Here is a 24,061-nt window from a genome sequence, read left to right on the forward strand (position 1 = left end):
TGCCGCGTCGTGACATCCCTGCACGTCCGCTTTCAGGACCCATCAGCCACCGGGCTGCCTTCCCGCTCTGGAAGCACTCGAACAACCAGGGCGGCCTGCGGGATTCCTGACAGCGCGCTACCTCCCAGTCTCAGGCCGCCGTGCGTGCTTCGGCCAACAGGGCCCCTGTGCTTCAGGGCCGGGCGCGTGGCGCATCGAGCGGCATCGACGAGACGACGGAGGACGGATGCGGGACGACAGCGGCGGTGGACCGGTGGAGGACGTGGAGGTGCTCGTCTGCCGGAAGTGCCTGATGAAGGGCGGCGCGCGTGCCGGAGGACTGGACCTGCCGCGCTGGCTCCAAGGCACGCTCACCGAACGCGGCCTGGGGGAACAGGTCCGCGTGCTCCCCTCCGGCTGCATGAACCAGTGCCCGCGCGGCAAGGTCACCGTGCTCGTCTCCAGCGCCTCCGGCCGCGGCGGCGCCCTGGTGACGGTGGACCCGAGGCTGCATCGAGAGGAGCTGGTACAGCTCGTCGAACGCCATGTGCGTGGCGAGCCCGCTCGGGAGGCCCCCGTCCCCAGCGACGCGGAGGCGGAGCGCGACGGGGCGACGTAGCCGCGCCCGGCGGGCCACCTCGGATGGCGTGTCGTCACGGCGGAAGACGAGCCGGTCCACCACGTACGACACCGCGAGCCCGGACGCCGTGCCCACCGCGTCCCACGCCAGGTCCTTCATCGAGAACGTCGTCCCGCGCCCCAAGTCATAGAGCTCCTTGCCCACTCCCGCGCCCATCGCGAGCCCCGCGCCGGTGAGCCAGCGCGCGTGGGGATTGTCGAAGAGCAGCGCGCCACCGGCGTACCCCGCGCCCGCGAACATGAAACACGCCGCGAAGTGCTTGGGCTTGTCCGGCCCCAGCCACTCATCACCCGACGCGGCGCGCGCACCGAGAGGAGCCAGGAGGACAAGCAGCAGCAAGCTGGGAAGCAGGGCGTGCAGGCGCATGTCCTTCCCTGTAGCACCACACGACCCGTCAGGGCGCCCTGTCTCTCCGTGAAGTGGGGGCTGGCGGGTTCATGCGTTTTCGAGACGTGGCCCGAGTCACGGCCTATGCTGGGGACCTCGTGAGTCAACTCGGCCCTACCTTCACCTTCCAGAAACGAGACACCCGGCACCCCGGGCTCGACTGCGCGCGCGGGCTCGCGGTGATGGCGATGGTCATTGGCCACACGCTGGACGCGGTGTTGTCGCCGGCCGTGCGTGCGGACGTGTGGGTCCAACATTACTGGGCCTGCCGAGGCATCACCGCCCCGCTGTTCCTGATGGTCGCCGGGTGGGCCGTGGTCGCGGCGCTGGGTTCGAAACCCACGGCGGCCCGGGACACCTACGGTAAACGGGTGCGGCGCGCGCTGTTGCTCATCTTCCTGGGCTACCTCGTCCACTGGCCCGGGTGGTCCACGGTCATCCAGATGGGGCTGACCGAACAGATGCTGTCCAAGGTGCTCGTCTTCGACGCGCTCCAGTGCATCGGCTTCGCCCTCCTGGCGGGCGCCACCCTGCTGGCGGTGACGCCGGGACGCTGGGGACGCACGGTGATGCTGGCGGTGGTCGCGGTGGGCTTGCCGCTGGTGAGCGCGACCATGTGGACCCTGGGCGAAGGGTTGCCCGGGCCGCTGACCCAGCTCATCGGCAGTGGCGGCGCCAGCCGCTTCCCCTTCTTCCCGTGGGCCAGCTACTTCTTCGCGGGCGCCCTGGCCGCGAGCCTGCTGGGCACCCTGCGCCCCGGCGTGCCCCAGGGGCTGGCGCTGCTGATTCTGGGCGGCGGCCTCTTCTGGTTCATGCGCGGGCAGAACCAGGACTGGGGCACCGCCAGCGCGTGGCTGGTGGCCTACCGCGTGGCCCAGGGAATGATGGTGCTGGGCGTGGTCAACCTGCTGCCGCGGAAGGTCAGCGGCCTGCTGGCGCCCCTGGGCCGCCTGTCGCTGTGGGTCTACGTGATGCACCTGCCCATCGTGTACGGCTGGTCCAGCTACGCGGGCCTGTCCAGCCGCGTGGGTCCCACCCTGACGCTCCCGGAGGGACTGGGCATTGGCGTGTCGCTGCTGGTGGCCTGCGCCCTGCTGGCCCGCATCGGGACGTGGCTGAGGGACCAGGCCCGGCCGTGGCGCACCGGCTCCACCACGCTGGAAGCCAGCGTGGGCAGCCTGGGCTCGCGCGGGAGCTGACGTCCGGGCGGCGCGTCAGCTCCGCCGGGGCTCCTCCTCGGTGAACTCGGCGTCCACCTCCGACTGCGAGCCCTGAGGCCTACGGGCCACGGTGCCGCCGGCGTCCGGCTCCAGGACACCGGTTTGCGGCGAACGCGGCACGGGGCCTCCAGGAAAGGGGCTTCCCACGGAGGCGTGGAAGCCGCCACCAAACGCCCCGCCACCGAAGGTCGTGACGTGCATCGAGCCATCACGCACCTTGCGCTCCAGGGTGCGGCGCACGCGCGCGGAGATGAGGCGCCGCACGGGCGGCAGCAGGAGCAGCAGCCCCACGACGTCGGTGATGATGCCGGGGATGACGAGCAGCACGCCGCCGGCCAGCACCAGCACGCCACTGAGGATGCCTTCCTCGGGCACCTGGCCGCGCGCCATGGACTCACGCCAGTGGCGCAGCACCCGCCTGCCCTCCCGCCGGGAGAGCGCGGTGCCCACCAGGCCGGACACCAGCACCCAGGCAAGCGTGGGCATGGGCCCTATCTGCCGGCCAATGGCCAGGAGCAGGTAGAGCTCGAGGAAGGGCACCACGATGAGGGCGAGGAGGAGGTAGCGGAACACGCTCCCAAGGTAACTCTTCGAGGGGGGCCGTGCTCGTCTTCCGCCGCGTCAGCGCCCGCCGAGCTGCCCCACCAGGGAGTCCACCACCAGGTACAGGGCCACGAAGATGCCAATGGCGATGAGGACCATGCGCGTGGAGAGCTGGAAGCCGCGGGAGCCCTCTGTCTCCAGCGCGTAGCTGCCCGCGCCCATCGCCTCGGGCACGCCGGCAACCTCGCCCGCGTAGCGCGCCGTGCGGACGTATTGCTCCATCACTCCGGCGTCGTCATTGCCGGTCAGCGAGCGGCCCAGCTGCGGGTCCACCAGCCGGACACCGGCCTCGGAGGCCAGGGCCGCCGCGGCCTCCACGGCCTCGCGCATCAGGTCGGGGCGGTCCGACAGCGGCACGCGCAGCTCGGTGGCCACCACCTGGCCGCCCTCGCGCAGCTCGCCGATGTCGACGTCGCCGTTCTTGAAGGACCACCTGCGCACGCCGTCCGGCCGAGCGACCACACCCCGCTCGGAAAGGAGGGCATCCACCCGCGCCGCCTCATAAGGCGAACCCGGCGTCATCGTCTGGAGGAGCAACTCGTATCTCACGCGGGTTGCGAGTATACGCCGCGAACGCCATGTCCACCTCTTCCAAGCCCCCCTACCCGCGCCGAAGCGGAAACCGGCCCTCGGGCCCCTCCTCTCAGCAGCAGGGCCGGGGCCGCCCCCACGCCCGCCCCGAGAAGCCCGCCCCGGACCGAACCTCGCCCGAGCTGGGCCCGGACGGCCTTCCCCAGGTGTCGCTGCTGCGCCGCGGCGTGGAGCGCTGGCAGGGCGGCCACCCGTGGATCTACCGCGCGGACCTGAATGGCGACCCCGGGCTGCCCGGCGGCGAGGTGGTGCGCGTGACGGACACCCGGGGATGGTTCCTGGGCAAGGCCTTCTATTCGAAGCACTCGAAGATTTCCCTGCGCTGGCTCTCCTTCGACGACGTCGCGGTGGACGCGGACTTCTTCCGGGAGCGGCTCCTGGCCGCGGAGCGGCTGCGCCAGCTGGCGCTCCCGGGGGAGAAGACGTACCGGCTGGTGCATGGCGAGGCGGACGGCCTGCCCGGGCTCGTGGTGGACCGCTACGGCGACTTCCTCAGCGCGCAGTTCCTGGTCCCCGCCATGGAGCAGCGCAAGGCGCTCATCGCCGACCTGCTCCAGGCGCAGTTCAACCCGCGCGGCATCATCAACCGCTCCGACGTGGGCGTGCGCAACCTGGAGGGCCTCACCCCGGAGAAGGGCGTGCTGCGCGGTGAACACCCCGGACCGGTGTCCTTCGACGAAGGACTGGTGAAGATGCGCGCGGACCTGCTGGAGGGCCAGAAGACGGGCGCCTTCCTGGACCAGCGCGAGAATCACGTCATGGCCGCGCACTACGCCCACGGCGAGGCGCTGGACTGCTTCTCCTACGTCGGCGGCTTCGCGCTCCAGCTCGCCACGCGGGCCAGGCACGTCACGGCGATTGAAATCTCCGAAGCGGCCTCCGCGCAGCTGCGGGAGAACGCCGCGGCCAACAAGCTGAGCAACCTGGACGTGGTGGTGGCCAACGCCTTCGACTTCCTCCGCGACGCGGTGGACGACGGCAAGCGCTTCGACACCATCGTCCTGGACCCGCCATCCTTCGCGAAGAACAAGGACGCCATCCCCGCCGCGGTGCGCGGGTACAAGGAAATCAACCTCCGCGCCATGCAGCTGTTGCGGCCCGGCGGCATCCTCATCTCCGCCAGTTGCACGTACCACGTGGACGAGCAGGCCTTCGAGGACATGCTCGCCTCCGCCGCCGCGGACGCCCGCCGCCGCGTGCAAATCATCGAGCGCCGCGGCGCCAGCCGGGACCACCCCGTGCTGCTCAACCTGCGCGAGACGCGCTACCTGAAGTGCTTCGTGCTCCGGGTGCTCTGAGGACACGCCCATGCGGACGCGGGACTGGGACGACGAGGAGGACGACGCGCCCCTGGGTGGCACCCGCGAACGGGAGCGCGCGCTGAAGGAAGTGCGCGCTGTCTACCGCCAGGCGGACGCGGCCTACGCCCCCTACTCCTGCCCGGCCAGCGGCGAGTGCTGCCAACTGGCCATCACGAAGCGCCAGCCCTGGCTGTGGCAGCCCGAATGGGAGCTGCTGTCCCGAGGACGCCCGCTGCCGCCACCTCGCCCGGACGGCGGCTGTCCCTACCTGGACGCCACGGGCCTGCGCTGCTCGGTGTACGCGGACCGGCCCTTCGGCTGCCGGACCTTCTTCTGCCAGCGCATCCAAGGCCCCTCACGCCAACCAGCGGAGACGGTGGCCACGCTGCTGGAGCGGCTGGAGCGTGTGTCTCAGCGCGTGGCCCCTTCACTGAAGGCTCCGCGCCCTTTGCTGGACTGGCATGCGGAGACCTGGCGCGCGGCAACGAAAGCTTGAATTGCCACTTTTCAATTCAAGTCTTTGTAGGAATTCGCGGCGCCAACGTCCGGTTGATACACAGAAGTGATGAAACACGCATCACCCCAGGAGTGGGAATGACGCTGGGAGTGGTATGCCAGGGGTGGGGGCTCTCGCAGGTGGAGGACGCGGTACAGGTCCCCTGGCCTTCTGGAGTTCCCTGGACACCTCAGAAAGCGCCAAGCCCTTCACCGTGATTTCTCCTCGCTGGCTCGTCGCACCGCAAGAATTCAAGGGAACGCTGTCCGCCGCGGAAGCGGCTGAAGCCATGGCTCGCGGCCTCCGCGAGTCCTCGCCGGAAGTGGTGCTGGACGTGGCGCCGCTCGCGGATGGCGGGCCTGGGACCGTGGAAGCGCTGCTGACGGGCCTGCGCGGCGAGCGTCGTCAGCAGGTGGTGCGTGGACCGCTGGGCGCGCCCGTGGAAGCGCACTGGGCCCTGGTGGAGGACGGACGCACCGCAGTGGTGGAGATGGCCGCCGCGTCCGGACTGTCGCTGCTGGCGCCCGAGGCTCGCGATGCGTTGAAGGCATCCACCTATGGCACCGGCGAGCTGATGCACGCGGCGCTGGAGTCGGGCTGCGAACGCCTCATCGTCTGCCTGGGTGGCAGCGCCACCACGGACGCGGGCACCGGCGCGCTCAGCGCCCTGGGCTTCCGCTTCCTGGACGCGCGGGGACAGCCGCTTCCCCCAGGAGGCGCGGCGCTGGCCCAGCTCGCCCGCGTGGACGCGAGCGGCCGACATCCCCGTCTGGGCGCCGTGGAGCTGCTGGGTGCCACGGACGTCACCTCGCCCCTGTTGGGGCCGGACGGAGCCGCGCGGCTCTTCGGTCCGCAGAAGGGCGCGGACGCGGCCGGCGTGGAAGCATTGGAGGCGGCGTTGGCACACGCGGCAACGGTGCTGGGGGATACGTCCGCGGGCTGGCCCGGCGCGGGGGCGGCGGGAGGCTTCGGCTTTGGCCTGCTGGCCCTCGCTGGCGCGCGACTGGTGCCCGGCTACGAGTTGGTGTCACGCGCGCTGGGCCTGGAGCGGCGCGTGCTGATGGCGGACGTGGTGCTTACCGGTGAGGGGCGCTTCGACCGTCAGACGGCGCTGGGCAAAGGCCCGGGCGGCATCGCGAGGCTGGCCCGCGAGCACGGCACGCCGGTGGTGCTCTTCGCCGGACAGGTGCAGCGGGACGAAGGCCTGGCGCTGGACCTCTTCCACGAGGTGGTGGAGCTGAGCGCCCACGCCCAGCCAGGCGAAGCGGCCTCGAAGGTGCTGTGCGAAGCCGCCGCGCGGTGGGCGGCCCAGCGCCTCAAGGGACGCTGAGCCGGGCCGTCACTTCCCGTCTGGCTTGGGCGGCGACGCGGGAGGCTTCGCCGGTGCCGCCGCGCCCGCCAGCTTCCAGTGAACCAGCGCGTCCTTCGTCCCGTCATACATGACGAGCGACGGCGCCCCGCCCGTCCACAGCAGCGCCGCGCCCTTCTCCGGGACAGCCCCCAGTGACAGGGGCGGCTTGAAGGCCGCGCCCACCTGCTGCACGTAGAGGTGCGGGTTGCGGCCCGCGCTGTTCAGGACGCGGTAGTAGAGCCAGTCACCCTCGGGCGACAGCGAGCCCAGCGTCACCGACTCCCCGGAGGCATGACGCGCCACCCGCACCGTCACCGCGGGCGCGCCTTCCCACGACACGCGCCAGATGCCAGGGTCCTCGGGCTTCTCCTTCCCCTCCTCCCGCTTCGGCGCCACGTCACGGCCCAGGGCCACGAGCGCCACCGGCAACGAGGGATGCAAACGCAGCGACTGCAACGTGAGGCCATCCACCGCCAGCTTGCGCAGCGCGAGCGCCAGCGGGTGCTCCGGCTGGGGCCTGGCCAGGTCAGGTCCGTAGAGTTCCAGCGGCACGCCGGGCTTCTGCACCGCGACCAGCCCCGCCCCCGCGTCCCACTTCACCGCGCCGACGACGGAGCCCAGCTCCAGGGAGCCCAACTTCGCGCGCTTTTCGCCCTCCAGCCGCCAGGTGCGCAGTCGGAAGGAGATGCGGGAGGTGCGGGCATAATTCGTGGTGTCCTCCAGTTCCGCCGCCACCACCAGCGGGGCGTGAGAAATCCACGCGCCGCGGATGGCGACCTCCTCCAGTCGCTCGACCATGAACCACGTCTTGGCCAGTTGCCACTTGAGGTCGTACATCACCAGGCTTCGAGTCTGGAGGTACGCCAGGTGCGTGGGTGACGGAGGCAGCATCCCTTGCAGTTCGCCTCCTGAGACCTGCTCCAGGTACTCGTCATCCACCTCGATGCGGCGCACCTCGGAGCCGGACAGCTCCAGCCGCCAGAGCTTGTCGTTCAGCGTGAGCACCGACACCGAATCCGGCGCCGGCGATGGAAACACGAGCGCCACCTGATTCCAGGGGAACGGCGAGGGATGGCGCACGGGCGCCGCGGCCGCGGGCAGTTGAGGCGTCAGCAGGAAGGGGTCCTTGTTGGGCTCCATGGGCGGGGCTCCTACTTCGCCTTCGTCGTCGCGGTGAACAACATGGGACCGCTGGCCAGGCCGCCCGCCTTGTCAATCTGTTCCAGCGGGTGCTGCAGCCGCATCAGCGTCGTGAAGTTGTCCTCGAGCTTGTCCACCGCGGCGCCCGTCACGTTGAGGTCCGTTTGAAGCTTCTTGAGGCCCTCCTTCATCTTCGGGGCGACCTCCATCATGCGGTAGTAGCGCATGGGATTGACGATGGCGAACTGGGTGAAGAGGTTCACCTGCGTCGGCAGCTCCTTCTGGATGAACTCCAGCCCGCGGATGGTGCGGCTGTACCAGGCCGCGTACGCCACGGGCTCGGCGGTAATCATGTACCAGTCGGTGCCGAACATGACCTTCTTCAACATCCACGGACTGGACTTGAGGATTTCAGCCAGCAGCTTCCACTTCTGCTTCTCCATCAGGTCCAGATAGGAGATGTCCGTGTAGAAGTTGGGGAACTCGTTGCACAGCTCGACAATGGAGCCAATCCAGCTCTTGTCGTACTGAACCTTCTGGCCATCCTCCTTGACGGTGAGCCCCTTGCGGAAGTTCCAGAAGGTGCCGTCGCTGGCGAAGTGCGCCAGGCACAAGCGCAGCTTCGGATTGTCATTGAGCACCGGGCGCCACGCTTCTGGGTGCACGTAATTCTCATAGAAGTAACGCATCCGGCCCGGGTTCAGCAGCTTCTCCTTGGCCTCGATGGCGTCCTCCACGCCATTGCGCGCGCGGCGGAGCACGAGCGGGATGTGGCTCTTCCAGCTCGCCTCCAGCTCCGTCACGTGGTCGCGCGCCTTGGTGATGTTCGCGTCCGCGGTGGCGATGGATTCCTTCGAGGGCCAGTACTTCGGGTCGTTGCGGATGGCCTCGTCCGGCTCATGGTCCAGGTAGAAGCGCCGCTCGTGCGTGTAGAAGCCCGACGGCGTGCAGTGGGTCATCAGCGGGATGTCGTTCGCCGCGCACTCGGAGAAGAACCAGCTCAGGATGTCCTTCACCGGCGCATGGCGCTCCTTGGGCATGTAGCCCTGGGGCGTGTACATCTTGAAGCCGATGTAGGGAGCCGCCTTGGAGGCCGTCACCACCTTCTCGAAGGGGAACGACTTGTCCTCGTTCTTGATGAAGCGGCGCGGTTCGAAGTGATACATGGGCAGCAGCCGGAAGGGATTCTCCGCGACCACCTGCTCGGTGTGCCGGAGCTGCCGGTCCCACGTCTCGTGGAGCCGGATCTCATCGGACTTCGCTTCAATCAGCTCGCCAGGGTCGTCGGACTTCGTGCGCCAGCGGTAGGTGAAGCGGGGCTCGGCCCCATCAAAATCCGAGCTGTAGATAGGGTCCCCCTGGTAGCCAGCCAGGTGGCAGTAATCCATGTCCATGGTGAGGACGATGGACATGCCCATGTAGGAAGCGCTGGCCTCCGCGTGGCCCTGCGTGGACGCATAGGCTCGCAGGGGCGCGGGGATGGTGTACTCCTCCACGTTGCCCATTCCATCCGCGGCGTATCCCGTCCGGTCCTGGGCGAGGCTGTCATTGGAGCGCACGGCCTCTTCGCCAATGCGGTGCGTGTCGCGGTGGGACACATCACCAATGTCGGGCGCGAACGGGATTTTCGCCGCCCAGAAGCCCAGGCGGTTGATCTTCGTGCGGCTGGTGCCCGTGCCGATGAGAAAGCCCAGGCCCTTGTCCTTCATCATCTGCACCAGCGCGGGCATCGGCGTGCAGTTGCCGCTCATGATGTGCATGTGCGCGTCGAAGTGGACGGGCGGCAAGGTGAGCGGCGTTCCCGGCGTGGCGATGAGGTTCTGCGGCCCGCCGGCGGACACCTGGTTCTCAGGCAGGTCCGGGATGATGACCCGGTCATCGGCCTTCACTTCGTTGGCGCTACGCGTGGCGCGCAAGCCACCGTTGTCCGGATGTTCGTAGATGAGCTTCCATTCCTTGAACCCGTACTTCTGCGCGATTGAGTCGGGGGAGTCCCCGTCCTTGACGACGTACGTTTCCATCGCTGGCCTATCCGAAATGGCGCGTGTGCCCGCGCGGGCGGGTACGGCTCAAGAACCCTTGTTGATGCGGCCTGACATCTCCGGGAAGACGACGCGGTAGTCGCCGGGCGGAACCTTCTCCACCACGCCCTTCCCGCTCCCGTCCACGCGGCCCTTCTTGATGGTGCCGTCGGGCATGTGCAGCTCGAAGGGCTGGTCCTTGATGGGCTTGCCGTCCATGCCCTTGAGGTTGAACTCGACGTTGACGGGGTCTGGGTCCTTGAAGTGCTCCAGCTCCTTCGCCTTGCGCGAGTCGCTCTTGAGCGAACCGGCCGCCTCCATCTTCACCTTGCCGCCCTTGATCTTCACGTCCTTGCCATCGACGGTGAGCGTCTTGAGGGCGAAGGTCACCTTGCCGGACTTCTCCATCTTCAGGATGAGGTTGTCACCGACGAGCAGCGAGAAGGTGTCTGCCTTCAGCTCGAACTTCTTGGCCAGACCCGCCATGGCCTCGGTGATGTAGAGGCTGGTGGTCTTCCCGATGTCCTCTTCCCAGTCCTTGCCCACGGTCAGCGTGAGCTGGCCCTTGGTGCGCAAGTCCCAGTCCAAACCGACGTCCACCGACTTGTCCTTGCCGACCGTCTCCTGCCGCATGCCCAGCACGTGCTCGGTGTGCGCGCCGGCGACCTGGAGGGCGCGCGCGCCGCCGGTGGCCTCGTTGTAGGCCAGCGCCACGTTGACGCTGTAGGCGCCGCCAATGGTGGTGGCCTTCGCGGCCCCCACGTTCTCCATGGCGCCCTGGAGCACCAGCGCGGTGAGGTTGCCGCCCACCGTCATCGTCTGGTTGCCCTCCACTTCCTCGTCGTGGGACAGCGTCGTCCGAGTGGAGCGGTTGCCCTGCACCAGCAACGTCTGGTTCTGCTCGACGACGCCCACGTCGTCCAAGCCCACGCGCAGCTCCTGGTTGCCCTCCACCGTGCGCTTGCGGTCCTTCTTCACCAGCAGGTCCTCGAAGCCCGTCACCTGCTGGTCCTTGTCGTTCTCCGTGAGCAGGTCCTCGTCCTTCTGCGCGTGGGTGAAGACCTCCTCCTGGCCGGTCGCGTCCTCGATGCGGACCTCGTTGAAGCCGTCACTGCCCAGGCTGGAGGCGCTCTTGCGCGTGGACTTCGTCTTCTCCCCCGGCAGGCCATACGGCACCGTGTTGGTGCCGTTGTAGACGGCCCCCGCCACCAGCGGCCGGTCCGGGTCGCCTTCCAGGAAGCGCACCACCACCTCCTGGCCGATGCGCGGCAGCCACACGTCACCCCAGGCCGGGCCGCCCCACGGCTGGCCCACGCGCACCCAGCACGAGGCCTTCTCGTCGCGCTTGCCCTCGCGGTCCCAGTGGAACTGCACCTTGATGCGCCCGTGCTCGTCGGTGTGAATCTCCTCGCCCGCGGGCCCCACCACCGTGGCCGTCTGAGGGCCCGCCAGCTGCGGCAGGGGCGTCAGGCGCCGGGGCCGGAAGGGAATGGCCTTGGGCAGCAACTGGTACTGGTTGCGGTACAGGCCCTGAATCGCCTCGCTGCCCGCGCTGACGTCCGGCTGCGTGCCCGAATGCACCACCTCCGTCACCAGGTATTCGCCCGCGAAGGTGCCGTCCTCCGGGGACATCACCTCCAACAGGTACCCGGGCGTCAGGCGCGGCGCCACGCCCTGCCCCATCAGCGTGCGCCCGCCCATGCTGGCCGCTTCCGTGCGAACGTTGGTCGCGGCCTTGCCCACGCCCGGCGCCACGTAGCCCGCCGGATAGTCGTAGAGCTCCAGCTCCGTGACACCTTCGGGCGCCTGCGCCTTGCCGGAGATGTCCAGGCCGGGCTTCTCGAAGTCGAAGTCCTTCAGGTGCACGGCGCCGGGGCGCAGCCGGTGCACCACTTCCAGCGCGGAGAGGTACTCGCCCTCCACGGCCTCCTTGCCCAGGCTGGGACGCAGCGGGAGCTGCAGCCCCTGCGGCAGGGGCGCGTGCGCGCTGGGCTTGTCTCCCAGCACCAGGGTGTGCCCGTCCTCGGTGTGCTCGAAGAAGTAGAAGATGCCTTCCCACTCCATGAGGCGGCTGAGGAAGGCGAAGTCGCTCTCCCGGTACTGCACGCAGTACTCGCGGGGGGCATAGCTGCCGGACAGGGCCAGCCGCGTCTTCACGCCCGCCGCGTCCAGGACGTCCTTGAGGATGTCCGGCACGGACTTCTGCTGGAAGATGCGGCTGCGGTGGTGTTGGGTGAGCCGCCACAGCCGGGGCACCACGTGCGCCCGGTAGCGGCGGCGCCCCGTCTTCATGCCCAGCGATTCCACCTCGCGGACCCAGCCATGCACGTAGCGGGGCGCGCTGTCGCGGATGGAGAGGGTGAGCAACGCGTCCTGCTCCAGCAGCTCGCTGGTGGCGATGGGGTTGCCATCCTTGGCGAAGAAATCCACCCGGAAGTCGTACAGGTGGCTCAACGCCTCGGTGCCGGAAATGCTCGAGACACTCAGCGCTTCCGCGCCGTGTGAGCCGACCTGCACCGTGAACGCAGGCGGATTGAATTGAGCGGCCATGACTCCCCCTTCACCGACGCGGAGGTCCCCAGCCTCGCCGGGAACGAACGGGAGATTCTACCACACGCGGGGTACGTGGGCGCACTCGCTCGGAATGCCGCCCGGCTACCCTTCCATCGGGTCCGAGGTCCGAACCACCCGCATGCCGGCCGCCTGGAAGTCCCGGAGGGCCTCCTTCGCCAGCCGGGGGAAGTCCAGCGAGGCGGGCAGCGGCTCCAGGGGGGGCGCCGGCACCGGACTCATGGCGTCCTCCAGGATGTGGATGCGGCCCATCTTCGACGGGTCCGTCCGCTCGATGTGACGCCGCAGGTCCAGCAGCGTGTTCAGCACGCAGTGCGAGCTGGCCTGGCCGAACACGTAGACGCGGTCGAAGGACATCAGGTGCTCGAAGAGGCGCGTATTGAAGGCCCCTACCTGCTGCCCCTTCACCTCCGTCACCTCGGGTGAGAGCACGGAGTAGTTCTCCGTGAGCGGGTGCTCCCCCTTCAGCTCGAAGTGCGTGGGCACGTCGCGCACCAGGGCGTGGAAGAGGCTCGCCTCGAAGACGGACGGCACCAGCGCGTGACTCAGGCCGCCCAGCATCGCGTGGAAGGGCCAGACGGTGAGCACGTACCGGCCGCTGGCCTCCAGTTGCTCGCAGTAGGCCAGGCTCTCCTCGTGGAAGCGCGTGGCCCGCCAGCGGCCGGAGCGCACCTCCGCCGCGGTGATGGCCGTCAATGGCGGCGGCGGCCGGCCTTCCGCGTCACGCCACCAGGACGGATGGAACACGTGGTACGCGCGGTGGGTGTCCAGCGAGAACACCAGCTCCGTCACCCGGTCCAGGTTCGCGTAGAGCCAGCGCAGCGTGCGCTGGGTGTCCTCCACCGCGCCGGGCACGAAGAGGCTGGCGCCCGGCGTGCAGAAGGCCACCTGCACGTCGATGCCAAAGGCGGCGATGCGCGTCGCGTCCTCACGCGCGGGGCGGATGCGGTGCTCCGCTACGTAGCGGAGGGCCTCCTCAGCGACCTCCGCGCCACGCTCCAGGTAGAGCTGGCTGACGCGGGCGTCCTCGTGGAAGCGGGGAATGGGTAAGGGCATGTCGGACTCAGCGGTGCTGCTGGGGGAAGTGACGGCGGTGCAGCGCATCCACCAGCGCCTGCGTCGCGGCGGTGTAGGCGACACGCGCCTCGGCCGCCGCCTCCTGCGCGCCCACCAGCGATGGGGCTTCCGGCGCGCTCTCCATGAGCGGGAAGTAGCCGTCCGGGACGGACTCTCCCACCTGGCCGACCAGTCCGATGGGACCCGAGCCATGGCGGCGGCGGAAGAGGACGGGCTCGCCGGGGATGCTCTTCTTGCCCTCCGCCAGCTCGTTGCCGAACTTCATCACCGGCGTGTTGCCCGTGCGCGACAGCTTGTAGATGGCGGCGACTTTGTCCCGGGTGAGCGGGCAGTCCATGGTCCGCGCGATGATGTGGCCGCCGTAGCCGTAGAACTGGGCCGACGGCTCCCAGCCCACCTGCCGCCGCAGCTCCTCGAACTCCCGCGTGGCCTCCGCGTCCAGTCCGTCCTCCAGGATGTTGACGGGCCGAATCCCCAGGTCCCGCGCCCGCGTCACCGCGTAGAGGTACTGGAGCTTCTTGTTGCCGGAGTCGAAGCGGATGGAGTCGTTGTTGCCGGGCTCCTCCTGGATGAGCTGGAAGGCCGCGGGGATTCCGGACGTGAGCGTGTCGAAGGTGTCCAGCAGGTAGCTGGAGCGCTGCGGCCGGCGCTCGCGCATGGCCCGGAACGCGGCCTCATCCGAGCCATAGCGCTGGATGTGCTCGTGCCCCATGGTGCCCACGGGGACCATTCCCAGCTTCGCCGCCCCGGCTACGTTGGAGGTGCGCGTGACGCCCGCGTCCTTGCAGCTTCGCAGCGCCAGCTCGTGCTGCTCCAGACAGGTGGCGGCGCGCAGGCCCACCTCGAAGATGCGGGACGGGTCCTCGACGATGTCCACCAGCTCCTTGACGGTGGCGAAGACGCGCTTGGCGTAGCCCTCCGCGTCCACGGTGATGGGCACCGCCTTCACGCCCACCGAGTCGAGCGTCTCCAGCGCGATGGCCTTCTGCTCGTCGCACGTCACGGTGGCCAGCGCGCGGGCCAGCGCGTCCCGGTCCGACAGCGCCAGGGTGGCGACCTGGATGCGGAAGTTGAGCTGGAGCAGCAGCGGCTCCACCCAGGACACCAGGGCGGACGGGCCTGTCAGCGTGAGGATGGGCTCGCGCGGATAGAAGAGCGCGCCCTTGGGGATGGCGCGGATGCTGAGTTTCTCACGGCGGAGGATGGCCGCCTTGAACCCCACGCCCATCTCATAGTCGTACCGGCTGAGGTAGTCGTAGTCCTCCGCCTTGGGCTCCGGGATGAGCGACTTGACGAAGGCCGCCACGTCGAGCGGCATCACCTGGAGACCACCCCGCCGGTGCGAGTAGTAGAACGTTTCCCGACGAAGCGGCCAGCCGGCCTCCGCCATGCTGAACTTGTAGCCATCCGTCGCGAGCAGCGAGGTCGACATCTTGGGGTCCTTCCTCCGATGTCGCGAAGAGTAAACGCGTCAGGGTTGCGTTTCCTATCCTCCCCTCGCGGATTCCCAGGGCATGACGTGAAAGCGGGGTTAAATGGAGGCGGCATGCCCCGGGAGCCCACCAGACGCCTGCTGCCAGCGCTCGCCGCCAGCATGGGCGTGCATGGGCTCTTGTGGCTGGCCCTGGAGCGCGGGGAGCCGGTCGCGAGGCCCCCTCCGGCGACCTCGCCGCCTGCCCTGGAATGGGTCGATGTGGAGGTGGCGGAGGCCCGTGTATCGAGGGACACGCTGATACTGGACGAGGGCTCGGTCGCCGAAGCCGCCCAGCGGGTGTCGCCGACGCCTTCGGACAGCGCCCATGCGCCCCCTGTGCATGAAACGGCTGCGAAGCACCGGTCTCCGTCGGGGCAGGCAGCGCCTGATGACACGACACGCGTCCCTGGTATTTCCCAGACACCGTCACCTCGGCGTTCCCAGGAGGCACTCCCCTCGACGCCGGCTGTGCCGTCTTCAGGGACGCCGCCAGCTCGGGCTGAAACAACGCCCCCCGAGGCCCCGGACCGACGTATCGCGGAGGCACCGCCGGCGCTGGCTTCTGAGTCCCCGACGGAACCAGCCTCGCCGCCCATGGCCGCCGGCACCACGCCGCCTGAGCGCGACGCCGCGCCCGCCCACGACACGCAAGTCGCCCAAGCGGACGCGCGGCCTGAACGTCACGCGGAGGTCCTGGACTCGGCTCCGGCGATCCCCCGCTTCGCGGACGCGCCCCTGGCGGGGACACCACCCACGGACATGCCCCGCGCGGAGCACGGCGCCAACGCCGTCCCGGGCTCGCGGCTGTTGCCCGCGGCCCGTCAGGTCACCGCGCTTTCAGGAACGCATCGCGGTGTGGCGGCGGAGCTCGACGGCGGCGCCGTGGACCCGCATGCGCCTCCGTCAGCCCAGGGCCTGGTGGAAGAGCTGGTATCCGAAAGCGTGGGCCGAGGCCGGGTGGAACGCGGGCTGGTGCACCCGTATTACGGCCAGCTCGGCAAGGCGTTGATGAAGGCGTGGGACGCCGACCGCTCCGTGAAGGAGCACGGCCTCCAGGGCTACTTCGACATGGGCATGGAGCGCGGCCGCGCGTACTCCCGCATCTGGATGGAGCGCGCGGCGGACTACGGCGCGTCAGGCTCGTTCGCCGCGAAGAACGGCCCGGGCGAGGACCGGCGCAGGCCGCTCAGCACCGCCGGAGACCCCACGCTCAATGCCCGCCGCGAGATGCGCCAGCAGATGCGTCAGGAGTTCCGCACCACGCGCCGCGCCCTCATCCGCGTCGTCCAGGACGCACAGGGCCAGCTCGTGGACGTTCAGCTCCTGGAGCCCAGCCATCAGCCCGAGGTCGACAAGGAGGCCCTCAAGGACGTGCGCGCCATGGCGGAGAAGCTGCCCCCGCCGCCGGATGAGGCCGTGGGCGGCCGCTCGCGGCTCTCCAGTGTCTGGGAGTTCGAGCTGCTCATCTCCATCAGCCCGCCCATCCCCACCTTCAGCTTCGAGTTCGACGAAGCGCTCGGCTTCATCGACACCCGCCTGCCGCTGGACCGCCGCATCTACAAGCGCGTGCGGCTGGTCGAGGTCCGCTGAGCCGGCTCAGGACGCGCGCGACTTGCGCGCCGCCTTCGTCTTGGCCTTCGCGGGCTTGGCGATCTTCGCCTCCACCGCCGCGCCACGCGCGCGGCCGGAGCGCGCCGTCGTGGTGACCTGCGGGCCGTAGATGCGCTCGTAGTCCTTCATGCTGCGCTTGATGACCTCGAGCGCCTCCGGCTGGTCGTAGACCTCGGCGATCTCCACGCTGCGCTTCCCCTCACCGGGAATCTGCTTGTAGGTGAGGAAGTAGTGCTTGAGGCGGTCGAGCAGCGCGCGCGGAAGCTGCGCGAGGTGCTGCAGCTCGCCGTACACCAGGTCGGACTCCAGCACCGCGATGATCTTGTCGTCGGCCTCGTCGCCGTCGACCATCCGGAAGCCACCGATGGGAATCGCGCGCACCAGCAGGTTGCCGCTGGAGATGACCTTCTCCGTCAGCACGCAGATGTCGATGGGGTCGCCGTCGCCCTTGATGTCCTTCAGGCCCGTGCGCTCGGCGCAGCGCTTCGCCACCAGCTCGTCGCAGTACGTCTGCGGAATGAAGCCGTAGAGCGTGGGGCACTGGCTGCTGAAGCGCTGCGGACGGTCCAGCTTGAGGATGCCGGATTCCTTGTCCAGTTCGTACTTCACCGCATCGGTGGGGACGATTTCGATGTACGCGGTGACGATTTCGGGGGCGTCCTCACCCGGGGTGATGCCGTGCCACGGGTGCGCCTGGGATGTGGTCTGGATTGGCTTCTTCATGGCGTGTCTCCCGAGCGCTTGCAGGCCTCGGCATAGAGTTCTGCGACCGCGTCCTCCAGTTGGCGCGTGAGCGCGTCGCGGTCCTTCATCGTCAGTCCCTGGGTGGGGATGGGCTTTCCCACCACCAGCGCCACGCGCTGTCCCCACCGCACGGCACGGCCCCCCTTGGGAAGAATGAGGCGCGTCCCTGACACGGCCAGGGGCACCACCGGAACGCCCGCCTGGATGGCCAGCGTCGCGGCTCCCTTCTTGAACGGCCGCAGCCGCCCATCCGTGCTGCGCGTGCCTTCCGCGAAGAAGAGCACGCTCACCCGTTCCCGCAGCGCCGTGACGGCTTCCGACAGGCGGGCCCTGTCTCCCCCACCACCGGTGCGCTCCACCGGGATGTTGCCCGCGCGCCGGAGCGCGGGCCCGAAGACGGGGATGCGGAACAGCTCCGCCTTCGCCACGTAACGCGTGTGCTTGCGGATGTGGGCGAAGTTCACCAGCGCGTCGTAGTGCGACTGGTGGTTGCTCACGAAGACGACGTGGGTGTCGGTCGGGACGTTCTCGACGCCCACCGCCTCGTGCCGCACCCCCGCGGACGCCAGCAGCGAGCGCGCCCACAGCACCAGCACGCCGTCCGCGTCCTTGGCGTCTCGCAGCGACAGCGCCGACACCACGGGAGACAGCACACCGGTGATGCCCACCGCCGCCGTTCCAGCAAAGACCGTCTGCAGGAGCTTGCGAATCAAACGAACTCGTGGGCGGGGAAAAGGAGCACGTCCGAGATGCGCTGGACCCCGAGCAGCAGCATCAGGATTCTATCGAGCCCGACGGCGATGCCCGCCGAGGGTGGCATTCGCCCTACCGCGTCAAGGAACCGCTCGTCCAGAGGATACACGGCCCGGCCCAGTTGGCGCCTGAGCTCCTGTTCTTCTGTCAATCGTGCACGCTGTTCCACGGGGTCCGTCAGCTCGGAAAACCCGTTCGCCAGCTCCAAACCCTTGGCGTACAACTCCACCCGCTCCGCCACCGTCGCGTCACCGGGCTTCAGCCGGGACAGCGCCGCCATGGACGCCGGGTACTCGATGAGGAAGGTGGGCCGCTCGTGGCCCAAGCCGGTCTCCACCTTCTGGAGGAAGAGGTGGAAGAAGACGTCGTCGAACGTCTCCGCGTTCCCGGTGCGCACCCCGGCCGCCTCCGCTGCCCGCTTCAATGACGGGCCGTCCGAATGCTGGCGGATGTCCACGCCGGTGGCGCGCAGCACCGCGTCACGCACCGTCAGCCGCTCGTAGGGGGTGCGTGTGAAGAAGGCCGGGTCCGCCCCAGGCTCCCCTTCCGTCGCGCCGCGGCCGGCCTCCGCCAGCGCCCCTTCCAGGTCATCCATGATGGCGTGGTAGTCCGCGTGGGGCCGGTAGAACTCCAGCATCGTGAATTCCGGATTGTGGGTCGGGGAGACCTCCCCATTCCGGAACACCTTGCACAGCTGGAACAACGGCCCGGCCCCGTCCGCGAGCAGCCGCTTCATGGCGTACTCGGGGCTGGTGTGCAGGTAGAGCGTCCGCGCGGAGCCCACATCGGTCTCCGGGATGAAGCCGGCCTCGAACGCGTTGATGTGCGGCTCCATCCCCGGAGTGGGGATGAGCAGCGGCGTCTCCACTTCCAGGTAGCCGTGGGCGGCGAAGAAACGTCGCAGGGCGGAGTAGAGGGACTGGCGTCCCCGGGCGGCCCGCCATTGAGAAAGATTGGGCATGGGCAGCGCGCAAGTAACATGAGGAGCCACATGCACCCAAGGATTCCCCTGCTGCTGGCCTTCGCCTGCTGCCTCACCGCCTGCCCCAAGGGCCCGCCCGCCGATGGCCGGCAGGTCCTTTCTGAAAAGCAGCAGCTCGAGGCGGATGTCAGCGCCATGTCCTCGAAGGCTGAAACCCTCCTCGAAGCCCAGAGCCGCCTGGTGTGGGACTTCTGGACGGAGGGCCGCCACGTGGACGTCGCCGCCACCTACGCCGGCCAGGAGGCGCTCTTCACCATCGAGAACATCCGCAGAATCGACCGGCTGCGACAGCTCACGGACGACGCCCGCGAGGTGCGCGCCCTCACCGCGCTGCACTCGCACTTCGCCGGCGAGTACCTGTCCCACGCGCTGGCCGAGTTCAACGACGCGGCCGCCAATCTGGAAGCGTCCCTCACCTTCCCCGTGGACGGGAAGGACGTGCGCTACCGGGACCTGGAGCGGCTGCTCGCCAACGAACGCACGGTGGCGCGACGCCGGGCCCTGTACACCGCGGCCACGCCCGCGATTGAACGCCTCAACCAGACGCTGCGCCGCCGCGAGGAGCGCGCGGACGAACTGGTGCGGGAGCTGGGCTTCGCCTCCTACGAGGCCTTCGGCAGCGAGCTGCGGCAGTCGGACCTGGGACGGCTGAGCGTGCTGGCGGAGGAAATCCTCCAGGCCACGCAGGCCCCCTACCGCGTGGTGATGGAGCGGCTGAGCCAGCGCGAGCTGGGCATGCCCTTCAAGGACATCACCCGCGCGGACATCCCCCGCCTGTTCCGCTCGCGAGAGGTGGAGGACGCCTTCCCCAAGGGAGAATCCCTGCTCAAGGCCCATGGCACGCTGGCGGGCATGGGCCTGGACCTGGGGGAGTTGACCCACGTCACCATCGACGCGCGGGACGTAAAGGGCAAGAGTTCACGTCCCCTGGCGCTGGCGGTGCGCGTCCCCTCCGACGTGCGCATCTCCTTCAAGCCGGGCACGGGCGTGCTGCACCAGGCACGCGTGCTCCACGAGTTCGGCCACGCGCTGCACGCGGCCTTCACCACGGAGACGCGCTTCGAACTGGCGCGCCTGGGAAATCCCACCGTGGGCGAGGCCTACTCCGCCCTCTTCGAGGACCTGGCCGAGGACCCGGTGTGGCTGGAGGAGCACGCGGGCGTCAGCGGCGAGCAGCGCGCGCAGTACCTGGCCGCGTCCAGCGCGCACAAGCTGTTCCTCATCCGCCATGCCGCGGGCCGGCTGCTCTACCAGTTGGAGCTGCACCGCCGCGTCGAGGCCGACCCGAAGGCGCTGTACCGCGAAATCATGTCGCGCACCGACGACATCCCGATGACGGACGAGGACACCGAGCGCTACCTCGTGGACCAGGAGGACTTCTTCCAATCCGCGGACAGCTTCCGCGCATGGTTCCTGGCGGGTCAGCTGCAGGCGCAGCTCAAGGCGCGCTTCGGCCCCGCGTGGTGGCGCACGTCGCAGGCGGGCGAGTTCCTCAAGACGCTGTGGGCCAAGGGCAACGCGATGTCCGCGCGTGAGGTGGCCCAGGCCATTGGTGAGAAGGGCATCGAGCCGGACGTGCTGCTGCTGCGGCTGGGCACCACGCTCCAGGTGCCCATGAAGCTCAACCTCGAAGGCGTGGAGGACGCCATCCTCCCCGCCGCGCCGGGGCTGGAGGACTTCACCCAGCCCCCGCCCGCGCCGGGGCTGGAGGACTTCAGCACGCCCCCCACCCCGCCCGCGCCCTAGAAAGGACCGAAGCTCGCTTCCAGGTGCTGGCGCACGTGCGTGGGCCGCTGCGTGGCGAAGTCACGCATCGCGTCCACGTAGTAGCGCCACGACTCCACGGACACCGGATAGCCCCAACGCTCGATGTGCGCGGGAATCTCCGCGGCGACCAGGTCGGCCAGCGACTCCAGCTGCGCCGTCACGCGCTCCTCGCGGAAGGTGTTGTCCAGGTGCCACTGGAAGCGCGACACGAAGCGGCTCTTGAAGTCCGCGTTCGTCATCAGCTGGCGGATGAGCAGCACGGACCACTCCGGAAGTGCCTCGTCCGTCATCACCCGGGCCAGCGAGTCGTAGCCCGGGTCACCGAGGAAGGCGTTGTCCAGGTCGTAGAGCAGCCAGCGCCAGCGGCCGTCCTTCGCCGTGGCTCCGCCAGACTCCGGCTGGACGTAGCGCCAGAACTTGACGTTGTTGTGGGGCCAGTCCGTGTTCGCGAAGAAGATCTCCGCGATTTGATAGTCGATGAAGTCGTCCACATCCATCATCGACTCCACGTGGGCCAGGTTCTCCGGCAACGAGAGGTCGTTGTTCCGGACGAAGTCCAGCAGCGCCAGGTAGTGCGACTCGTCGCCTTCCGCGCCCGTGTCGAGCACCCCGTCCAGCTCCAGGATGGCCACCTTCTTGCGGTCGATGCCGTGGCGCGACGCGAGGTAGTACTCGTCATACCGCTCGCGCAGCTCGTGCAGGCCCCAGTACTCACCGTTGAGGTACAAGACGGTGGGGCGGCAGGCCTGCACGTTCAGCGCCGTCTCCCGCAGCAGTCCCTGGAGCGCACAGTCGCGAATCTTGGAGTACAGCAGGTCCTGGCCCGACGTGCGGACGATGAGCCGCGTGTACTCGTCCAGCGCCTGGTCGGGGAACACCGCCGCGCGGAACGTCTTCGGCCCGTAGTCCTCCTTCGCGTACAGGCGCAGGCTCTTGTGCGGCAGCGCCGCGCTGCCCGAGCCGTGGATGCGCACGCCCGCCCCCTGCGAAATCACCGGCTGGCCTTCCACTTCGAACCACTCCACGTGGAGGGGGCGCTCCCAGTCCTTGCCACTCTGGTGATAGTTGCCGTTGCCCCACATCCAATCCGGCAAGGGGTCCTCCGCGTGAATGCGCCCGGGGACGTAGATGCCGTGCTCGAAGCCAAAGAAGTGCTCCGCGTCCACCGTCAGGGACATCACCGGCAACGAACCATGTGACTTGTCGATGAGATAACTCCGCGTGCCGGAGGCTCCCACGGGCGTGGCGTCCTGGAATTGCTGGAACCGCACCACGGCGGCGCGACCACCGGCCCGCGAGGCGGCAGCCACCGCCACTCCTCCGGCGCCTCCGGCGGATTCGTGGGGATGAGGGACAGAGGCGCGGGCTCGCCCTGTGAACGCATCAGGACCAACGGCGAGGTGTAGATGGGCGAGTCGGCCGTCGGCGTCGAGCCATCCAGCGTGTAGCGCGTCGTCGCGGACTCGCTCGTGGGCAGCGTCAGCAGGGACGGGGGCTGGTAGAGCGCGTGCTGCGTGTCGAAGTCCAATGGCTGGAGCGCCAGCGACGCGCGGGCCGGAGTGCCGGAGCCGTCATGCGCCACCACCTCGATGGAGTGCATTCTCGCGCCTGGCTGCCATTGGATGCTCCACTGGTCACCATGCACCTCGGCCCAGCCGAGCAGCACGCCGTCCACGTGGACTTCCACGGCCCTGATGTCGCCCTGCCCCTGGATGGTCCCCCGCAGGAAGCCGGACGCGTTGTCCATGCCATCGATGGACACGTACGGAACGGACTGCTCTTCCCGCGGGTCGTCAATGGGTGGAACGACCGGAGCCGGCGGAACATCCTCACGGCAGGCGGACAGTGAAAGGGTGAGCCACAACAACGCCGAGCGGGACTTGAAACGAAGGGGCATCAACGCCTGTCTCCCTGGGAACGAGCGGCCAGCGCATGGCTGGCACGGGGACGTCCGGCCCGCAGGATTACGAACCTCCTGCGACACGTCCCACACGCGCCCGTGCACGGCGCACGCCATCTGAGTCCCCAGGAGGGGCGCCCTGAAACGCACACCGAATGACGACCGCGGCGACCCCTATGTAGCGCAGGGAACGTTTGAGGTCCATCCAACCCCAGTGCATGTCAGGGAAAGCACGAGAGCCCCCGCCCGGTGTCGGACGGAGGCTCTGGGTACCGCAGGGGTACACGAAGGGAACTACAGGAGCTTCATCAGCTCCGCGCGCTTCGCATTGTACTCCTCGTCACTGAGGACACCCGCGTCCTTCAGCTCCTTGATTTCCTTCAGGCGCTGCGCGGGGCTGCGCGTATCCGCCGGGGGCGCCGCGGGCGCGGGCTCCGGGGGCCGCTGCTGGTGCTGCTGCTGGTTCATGAACTGCTGGGCCATGCCGAAGCCCATGCCCATGCCCATGCCGCCCAGCGCGTTGCCCGCGCCGCCGCCGCCGTCACCGCCCTTGGCCATGCCCTCGGCCGCGCCGAGCATCGCCTGGCCCTGGGCGTACTGCTGGAAGCCACCGGCCAGACGCGAGTACGCCACGTCCTTGCCCAGCTTCTTCAGCGTCGCCTCGTCCTCCTCCTTGATGGAGACGTGGAAGTTCCCCATCCGCACCACGGTGAGGCCGTAGCCGTCCACGTGGGGCTTGAGCCCGGAGATGACCTCGGTCTCGATCTCCTCGGTGTACGCGCCGCTCGTCACGTCGAGCAGCGGCCAGCGCTTCTTGACGAGCAGCTCCGCGATGCGGTCGCGCGTCACCTTCAGCACCTGGTTCTTGAACCAGCCGAGCAGTTCCTCGTTGCCGGTGCGGCCCATGCCCACCAGGCCCACCACCAGGCGCTCCGGGTCCGTCACGCGGATGGAGAAGTCGCCGTACACCATGGTGCCGATGCCCAGGCCCGTCTCCGGGTCGCGCACGTCACCGATGGGGCCGCCGAACTTCACGCCGGCGAACTCCCGGGTGGAGACGAAGAAGATTTCAGAGATGAAGAGGTTGCCGCCCGTGAAGCCTTCGATGAGGCGGGACAGAAATGGGATGTTGTTCGTGTCCAGCGAGTGACGGCCGGGCCCCAGCTTGCCCTCCACCTTGCCGTCCTTGACGAAGAGGGCGACCTCGTCCGCATCGACGGTGAGCTGGGTCAGCATCCGGACGTTGTTCTCCGGATACTTGTAGATGATGTCGCCCTTCGCCGAGTCCGCCCGGGCGATGAAGTTGCGCTTCGTCTCACCCTTGATGCTGTCGAAGATACCCATTGCCGTCAGCGCCTCCGTGGCCGCGTTGGCAGCCGGTCAACCCGCGCCGCCACCCCAACCCTTTTAAGAGCATGGCATCCCGGACGAAAGCGCGCGCGCTCGCGTACCG

Annotated in this window: 20 protein-coding genes; 6 read left to right on the forward strand and 14 right to left on the reverse strand. The window is 68.9% G+C overall.

Going from position 1 to position 24,061, the window contains the following annotated elements:
• Window positions 1–172: 172 nt before the first annotated feature.
• Window positions 173–985, reverse strand: a complete 813-nt coding sequence (locus tag OZ403_RS29305; protein ID WP_268782327.1) for a hypothetical protein — start codon at window positions 983–985, stop codon at window positions 173–175.
• A 71-nt stretch (window positions 986–1,056) separates the two neighbouring features.
• Here OZ403_RS29305 and OZ403_RS29310 point away from each other — a divergent pair, with 71 nt between their 5' ends.
• Entirely contained in the window at window positions 1,057–2,205 is a 1,149-nt protein-coding gene (locus tag OZ403_RS29310; RefSeq protein ID WP_268782328.1) for an acyltransferase family protein, read from the forward strand.
• Window positions 2,206–2,220: 15 nt separating this feature from the next.
• On the opposite strand, the gene OZ403_RS29315 is transcribed toward OZ403_RS29310, so the two are convergent.
• Together OZ403_RS29315 and OZ403_RS29320 are read right to left on the reverse strand one after the other, a co-directional pair.
• A complete protein-coding gene (locus OZ403_RS29315; protein WP_268782329.1) occupies window positions 2,221–2,799 on the reverse strand; it encodes an FxsA family protein in 579 nt (192 codons plus the stop codon).
• Between the two features lie 48 nt (window positions 2,800–2,847).
• Window positions 2,848–3,378, reverse strand: coding sequence for a hypothetical protein (locus OZ403_RS29320; protein WP_140856520.1), 531 nt, complete (start codon window positions 3,376–3,378; stop codon window positions 2,848–2,850).
• Between the two features lie 29 nt (window positions 3,379–3,407).
• Here OZ403_RS29320 and OZ403_RS29325 point away from each other — a divergent pair, with 29 nt between their 5' ends.
• The 3 genes from OZ403_RS29325 to OZ403_RS29335 all read left to right on the forward strand — a co-directional run bounded on the left by OZ403_RS29325 (window position 3,408) and on the right by OZ403_RS29335 (window position 6,547).
• Window positions 3,408–4,718, forward strand: a complete 1,311-nt coding sequence (locus OZ403_RS29325; protein ID WP_171410265.1) for a class I SAM-dependent rRNA methyltransferase — start codon at window positions 3,408–3,410, stop codon at window positions 4,716–4,718.
• A gap of 10 nt (window positions 4,719–4,728) precedes the next feature.
• Complete coding sequence (locus OZ403_RS29330) at window positions 4,729–5,217, forward strand: YkgJ family cysteine cluster protein (protein ID WP_268782330.1); 489 nt, start codon at window positions 4,729–4,731, stop codon at window positions 5,215–5,217.
• Between the two features lie 214 nt (window positions 5,218–5,431).
• Complete coding sequence (locus OZ403_RS29335; RefSeq protein ID WP_268782331.1) at window positions 5,432–6,547, forward strand: glycerate kinase; 1,116 nt, start codon at window positions 5,432–5,434, stop codon at window positions 6,545–6,547.
• Window positions 6,548–6,556: 9 nt separating this feature from the next.
• Here OZ403_RS29335 and OZ403_RS29340 read toward each other — a convergent pair whose 3' ends face one another.
• The 5 genes from OZ403_RS29340 to OZ403_RS29360 form a co-directional block, all read right to left on the reverse strand.
• A complete protein-coding gene (locus tag OZ403_RS29340) occupies window positions 6,557–7,708 on the reverse strand; it encodes a hypothetical protein (RefSeq protein ID WP_268782332.1) in 1,152 nt (383 codons plus the stop codon).
• Between the two features lie 11 nt (window positions 7,709–7,719).
• Window positions 7,720–9,729 carry a LysM domain-containing protein gene (locus OZ403_RS29345; RefSeq protein ID WP_140799628.1) on the reverse strand — a complete coding sequence of 670 codons (2,010 nt, stop codon included), beginning with the start codon at window positions 9,727–9,729 and terminating at the stop codon, window positions 7,720–7,722.
• A gap of 48 nt (window positions 9,730–9,777) precedes the next feature.
• Entirely contained in the window at window positions 9,778–12,279 is a 2,502-nt protein-coding gene (gene tssI, locus OZ403_RS29350; protein ID WP_140794612.1) for a type VI secretion system Vgr family protein, read from the reverse strand.
• 105 nt (window positions 12,280–12,384) lie between these two features.
• Window positions 12,385–13,356, reverse strand: coding sequence for a nicotinamidase (locus OZ403_RS29355; protein ID WP_140799629.1), 972 nt, complete (start codon window positions 13,354–13,356; stop codon window positions 12,385–12,387).
• Between the two features lie 7 nt (window positions 13,357–13,363).
• A complete protein-coding gene (locus OZ403_RS29360) occupies window positions 13,364–14,809 on the reverse strand; it encodes a nicotinate phosphoribosyltransferase (protein WP_268782333.1) in 1,446 nt (481 codons plus the stop codon).
• A 636-nt stretch (window positions 14,810–15,445) separates the two neighbouring features.
• Between OZ403_RS29360 and OZ403_RS29365 the strand changes: the two genes are divergently transcribed.
• Window positions 15,446–16,441, forward strand: coding sequence for an energy transducer TonB family protein (locus OZ403_RS29365; RefSeq protein ID WP_268782334.1), 996 nt, complete (start codon window positions 15,446–15,448; stop codon window positions 16,439–16,441).
• Window positions 16,442–16,447: 6 nt separating this feature from the next.
• Here OZ403_RS29365 and OZ403_RS29370 read toward each other — a convergent pair whose 3' ends face one another.
• Genes OZ403_RS29370 through epmA form a run of 3 tightly spaced genes read right to left on the reverse strand, consistent with a single transcriptional unit; the run spans window position 16,448 to window position 18,920 of the window.
• Window positions 16,448–17,185, reverse strand: a complete 738-nt coding sequence (locus OZ403_RS29370; protein ID WP_140794615.1) for an inorganic pyrophosphatase — start codon at window positions 17,183–17,185, stop codon at window positions 16,448–16,450.
• The gene (locus OZ403_RS29375) at window positions 17,182–17,919 is read right to left on the reverse strand and encodes a lysophospholipid acyltransferase family protein (RefSeq protein WP_140794616.1); all 738 of its coding nucleotides are present in this window, start codon (window positions 17,917–17,919) and stop codon (window positions 17,182–17,184) included. The genes OZ403_RS29370 and OZ403_RS29375 overlap by 4 nt, the downstream gene beginning before the upstream one ends.
• The gene (gene epmA, locus OZ403_RS29380; RefSeq protein WP_140799632.1) at window positions 17,916–18,920 is read right to left on the reverse strand and encodes an EF-P lysine aminoacylase EpmA; all 1,005 of its coding nucleotides are present in this window, start codon (window positions 18,918–18,920) and stop codon (window positions 17,916–17,918) included. The genes OZ403_RS29375 and epmA overlap by 4 nt, the downstream gene beginning before the upstream one ends.
• A 30-nt stretch (window positions 18,921–18,950) precedes the next feature.
• On the opposite strand from epmA, the gene OZ403_RS29385 reads away from it, so the two are divergent.
• The gene (locus OZ403_RS29385) at window positions 18,951–20,687 is read left to right on the forward strand and encodes a chromosome segregation protein SMC (RefSeq protein WP_268782335.1); all 1,737 of its coding nucleotides are present in this window, start codon (window positions 18,951–18,953) and stop codon (window positions 20,685–20,687) included.
• Here OZ403_RS29385 and OZ403_RS29390 read toward each other — a convergent pair.
• From OZ403_RS29390 to OZ403_RS29400, 3 genes are all read right to left on the reverse strand, one after another.
• The gene (locus OZ403_RS29390; protein WP_328285554.1) at window positions 20,684–21,886 is read right to left on the reverse strand and encodes a CotH kinase family protein; all 1,203 of its coding nucleotides are present in this window, start codon (window positions 21,884–21,886) and stop codon (window positions 20,684–20,686) included. The genes OZ403_RS29385 and OZ403_RS29390 overlap by 4 nt on opposite strands.
• Window positions 21,886–22,605 carry a chitobiase/beta-hexosaminidase C-terminal domain-containing protein gene (locus tag OZ403_RS29395; protein WP_268782336.1) on the reverse strand — a complete coding sequence of 240 codons (720 nt, stop codon included), beginning with the start codon at window positions 22,603–22,605 and terminating at the stop codon, window positions 21,886–21,888. The genes OZ403_RS29390 and OZ403_RS29395 overlap by 1 nt, the downstream gene beginning before the upstream one ends.
• A 297-nt stretch (window positions 22,606–22,902) precedes the next feature.
• Window positions 22,903–23,952: an SPFH domain-containing protein gene (locus OZ403_RS29400; protein WP_140856542.1), complete on the reverse strand. Its 1,050-nt coding sequence runs from the start codon at window positions 23,950–23,952 to the stop codon at window positions 22,903–22,905.
• Window positions 23,953–24,061: the final 109 nt, after the last annotated feature.

The sequence above is a fragment of the Myxococcus sp. NMCA1 genome (assembly GCF_026810205.1).
Lineage (GTDB): Bacteria > Myxococcota > Myxococcia > Myxococcales > Myxococcaceae > Myxococcus > Myxococcus xanthus_A.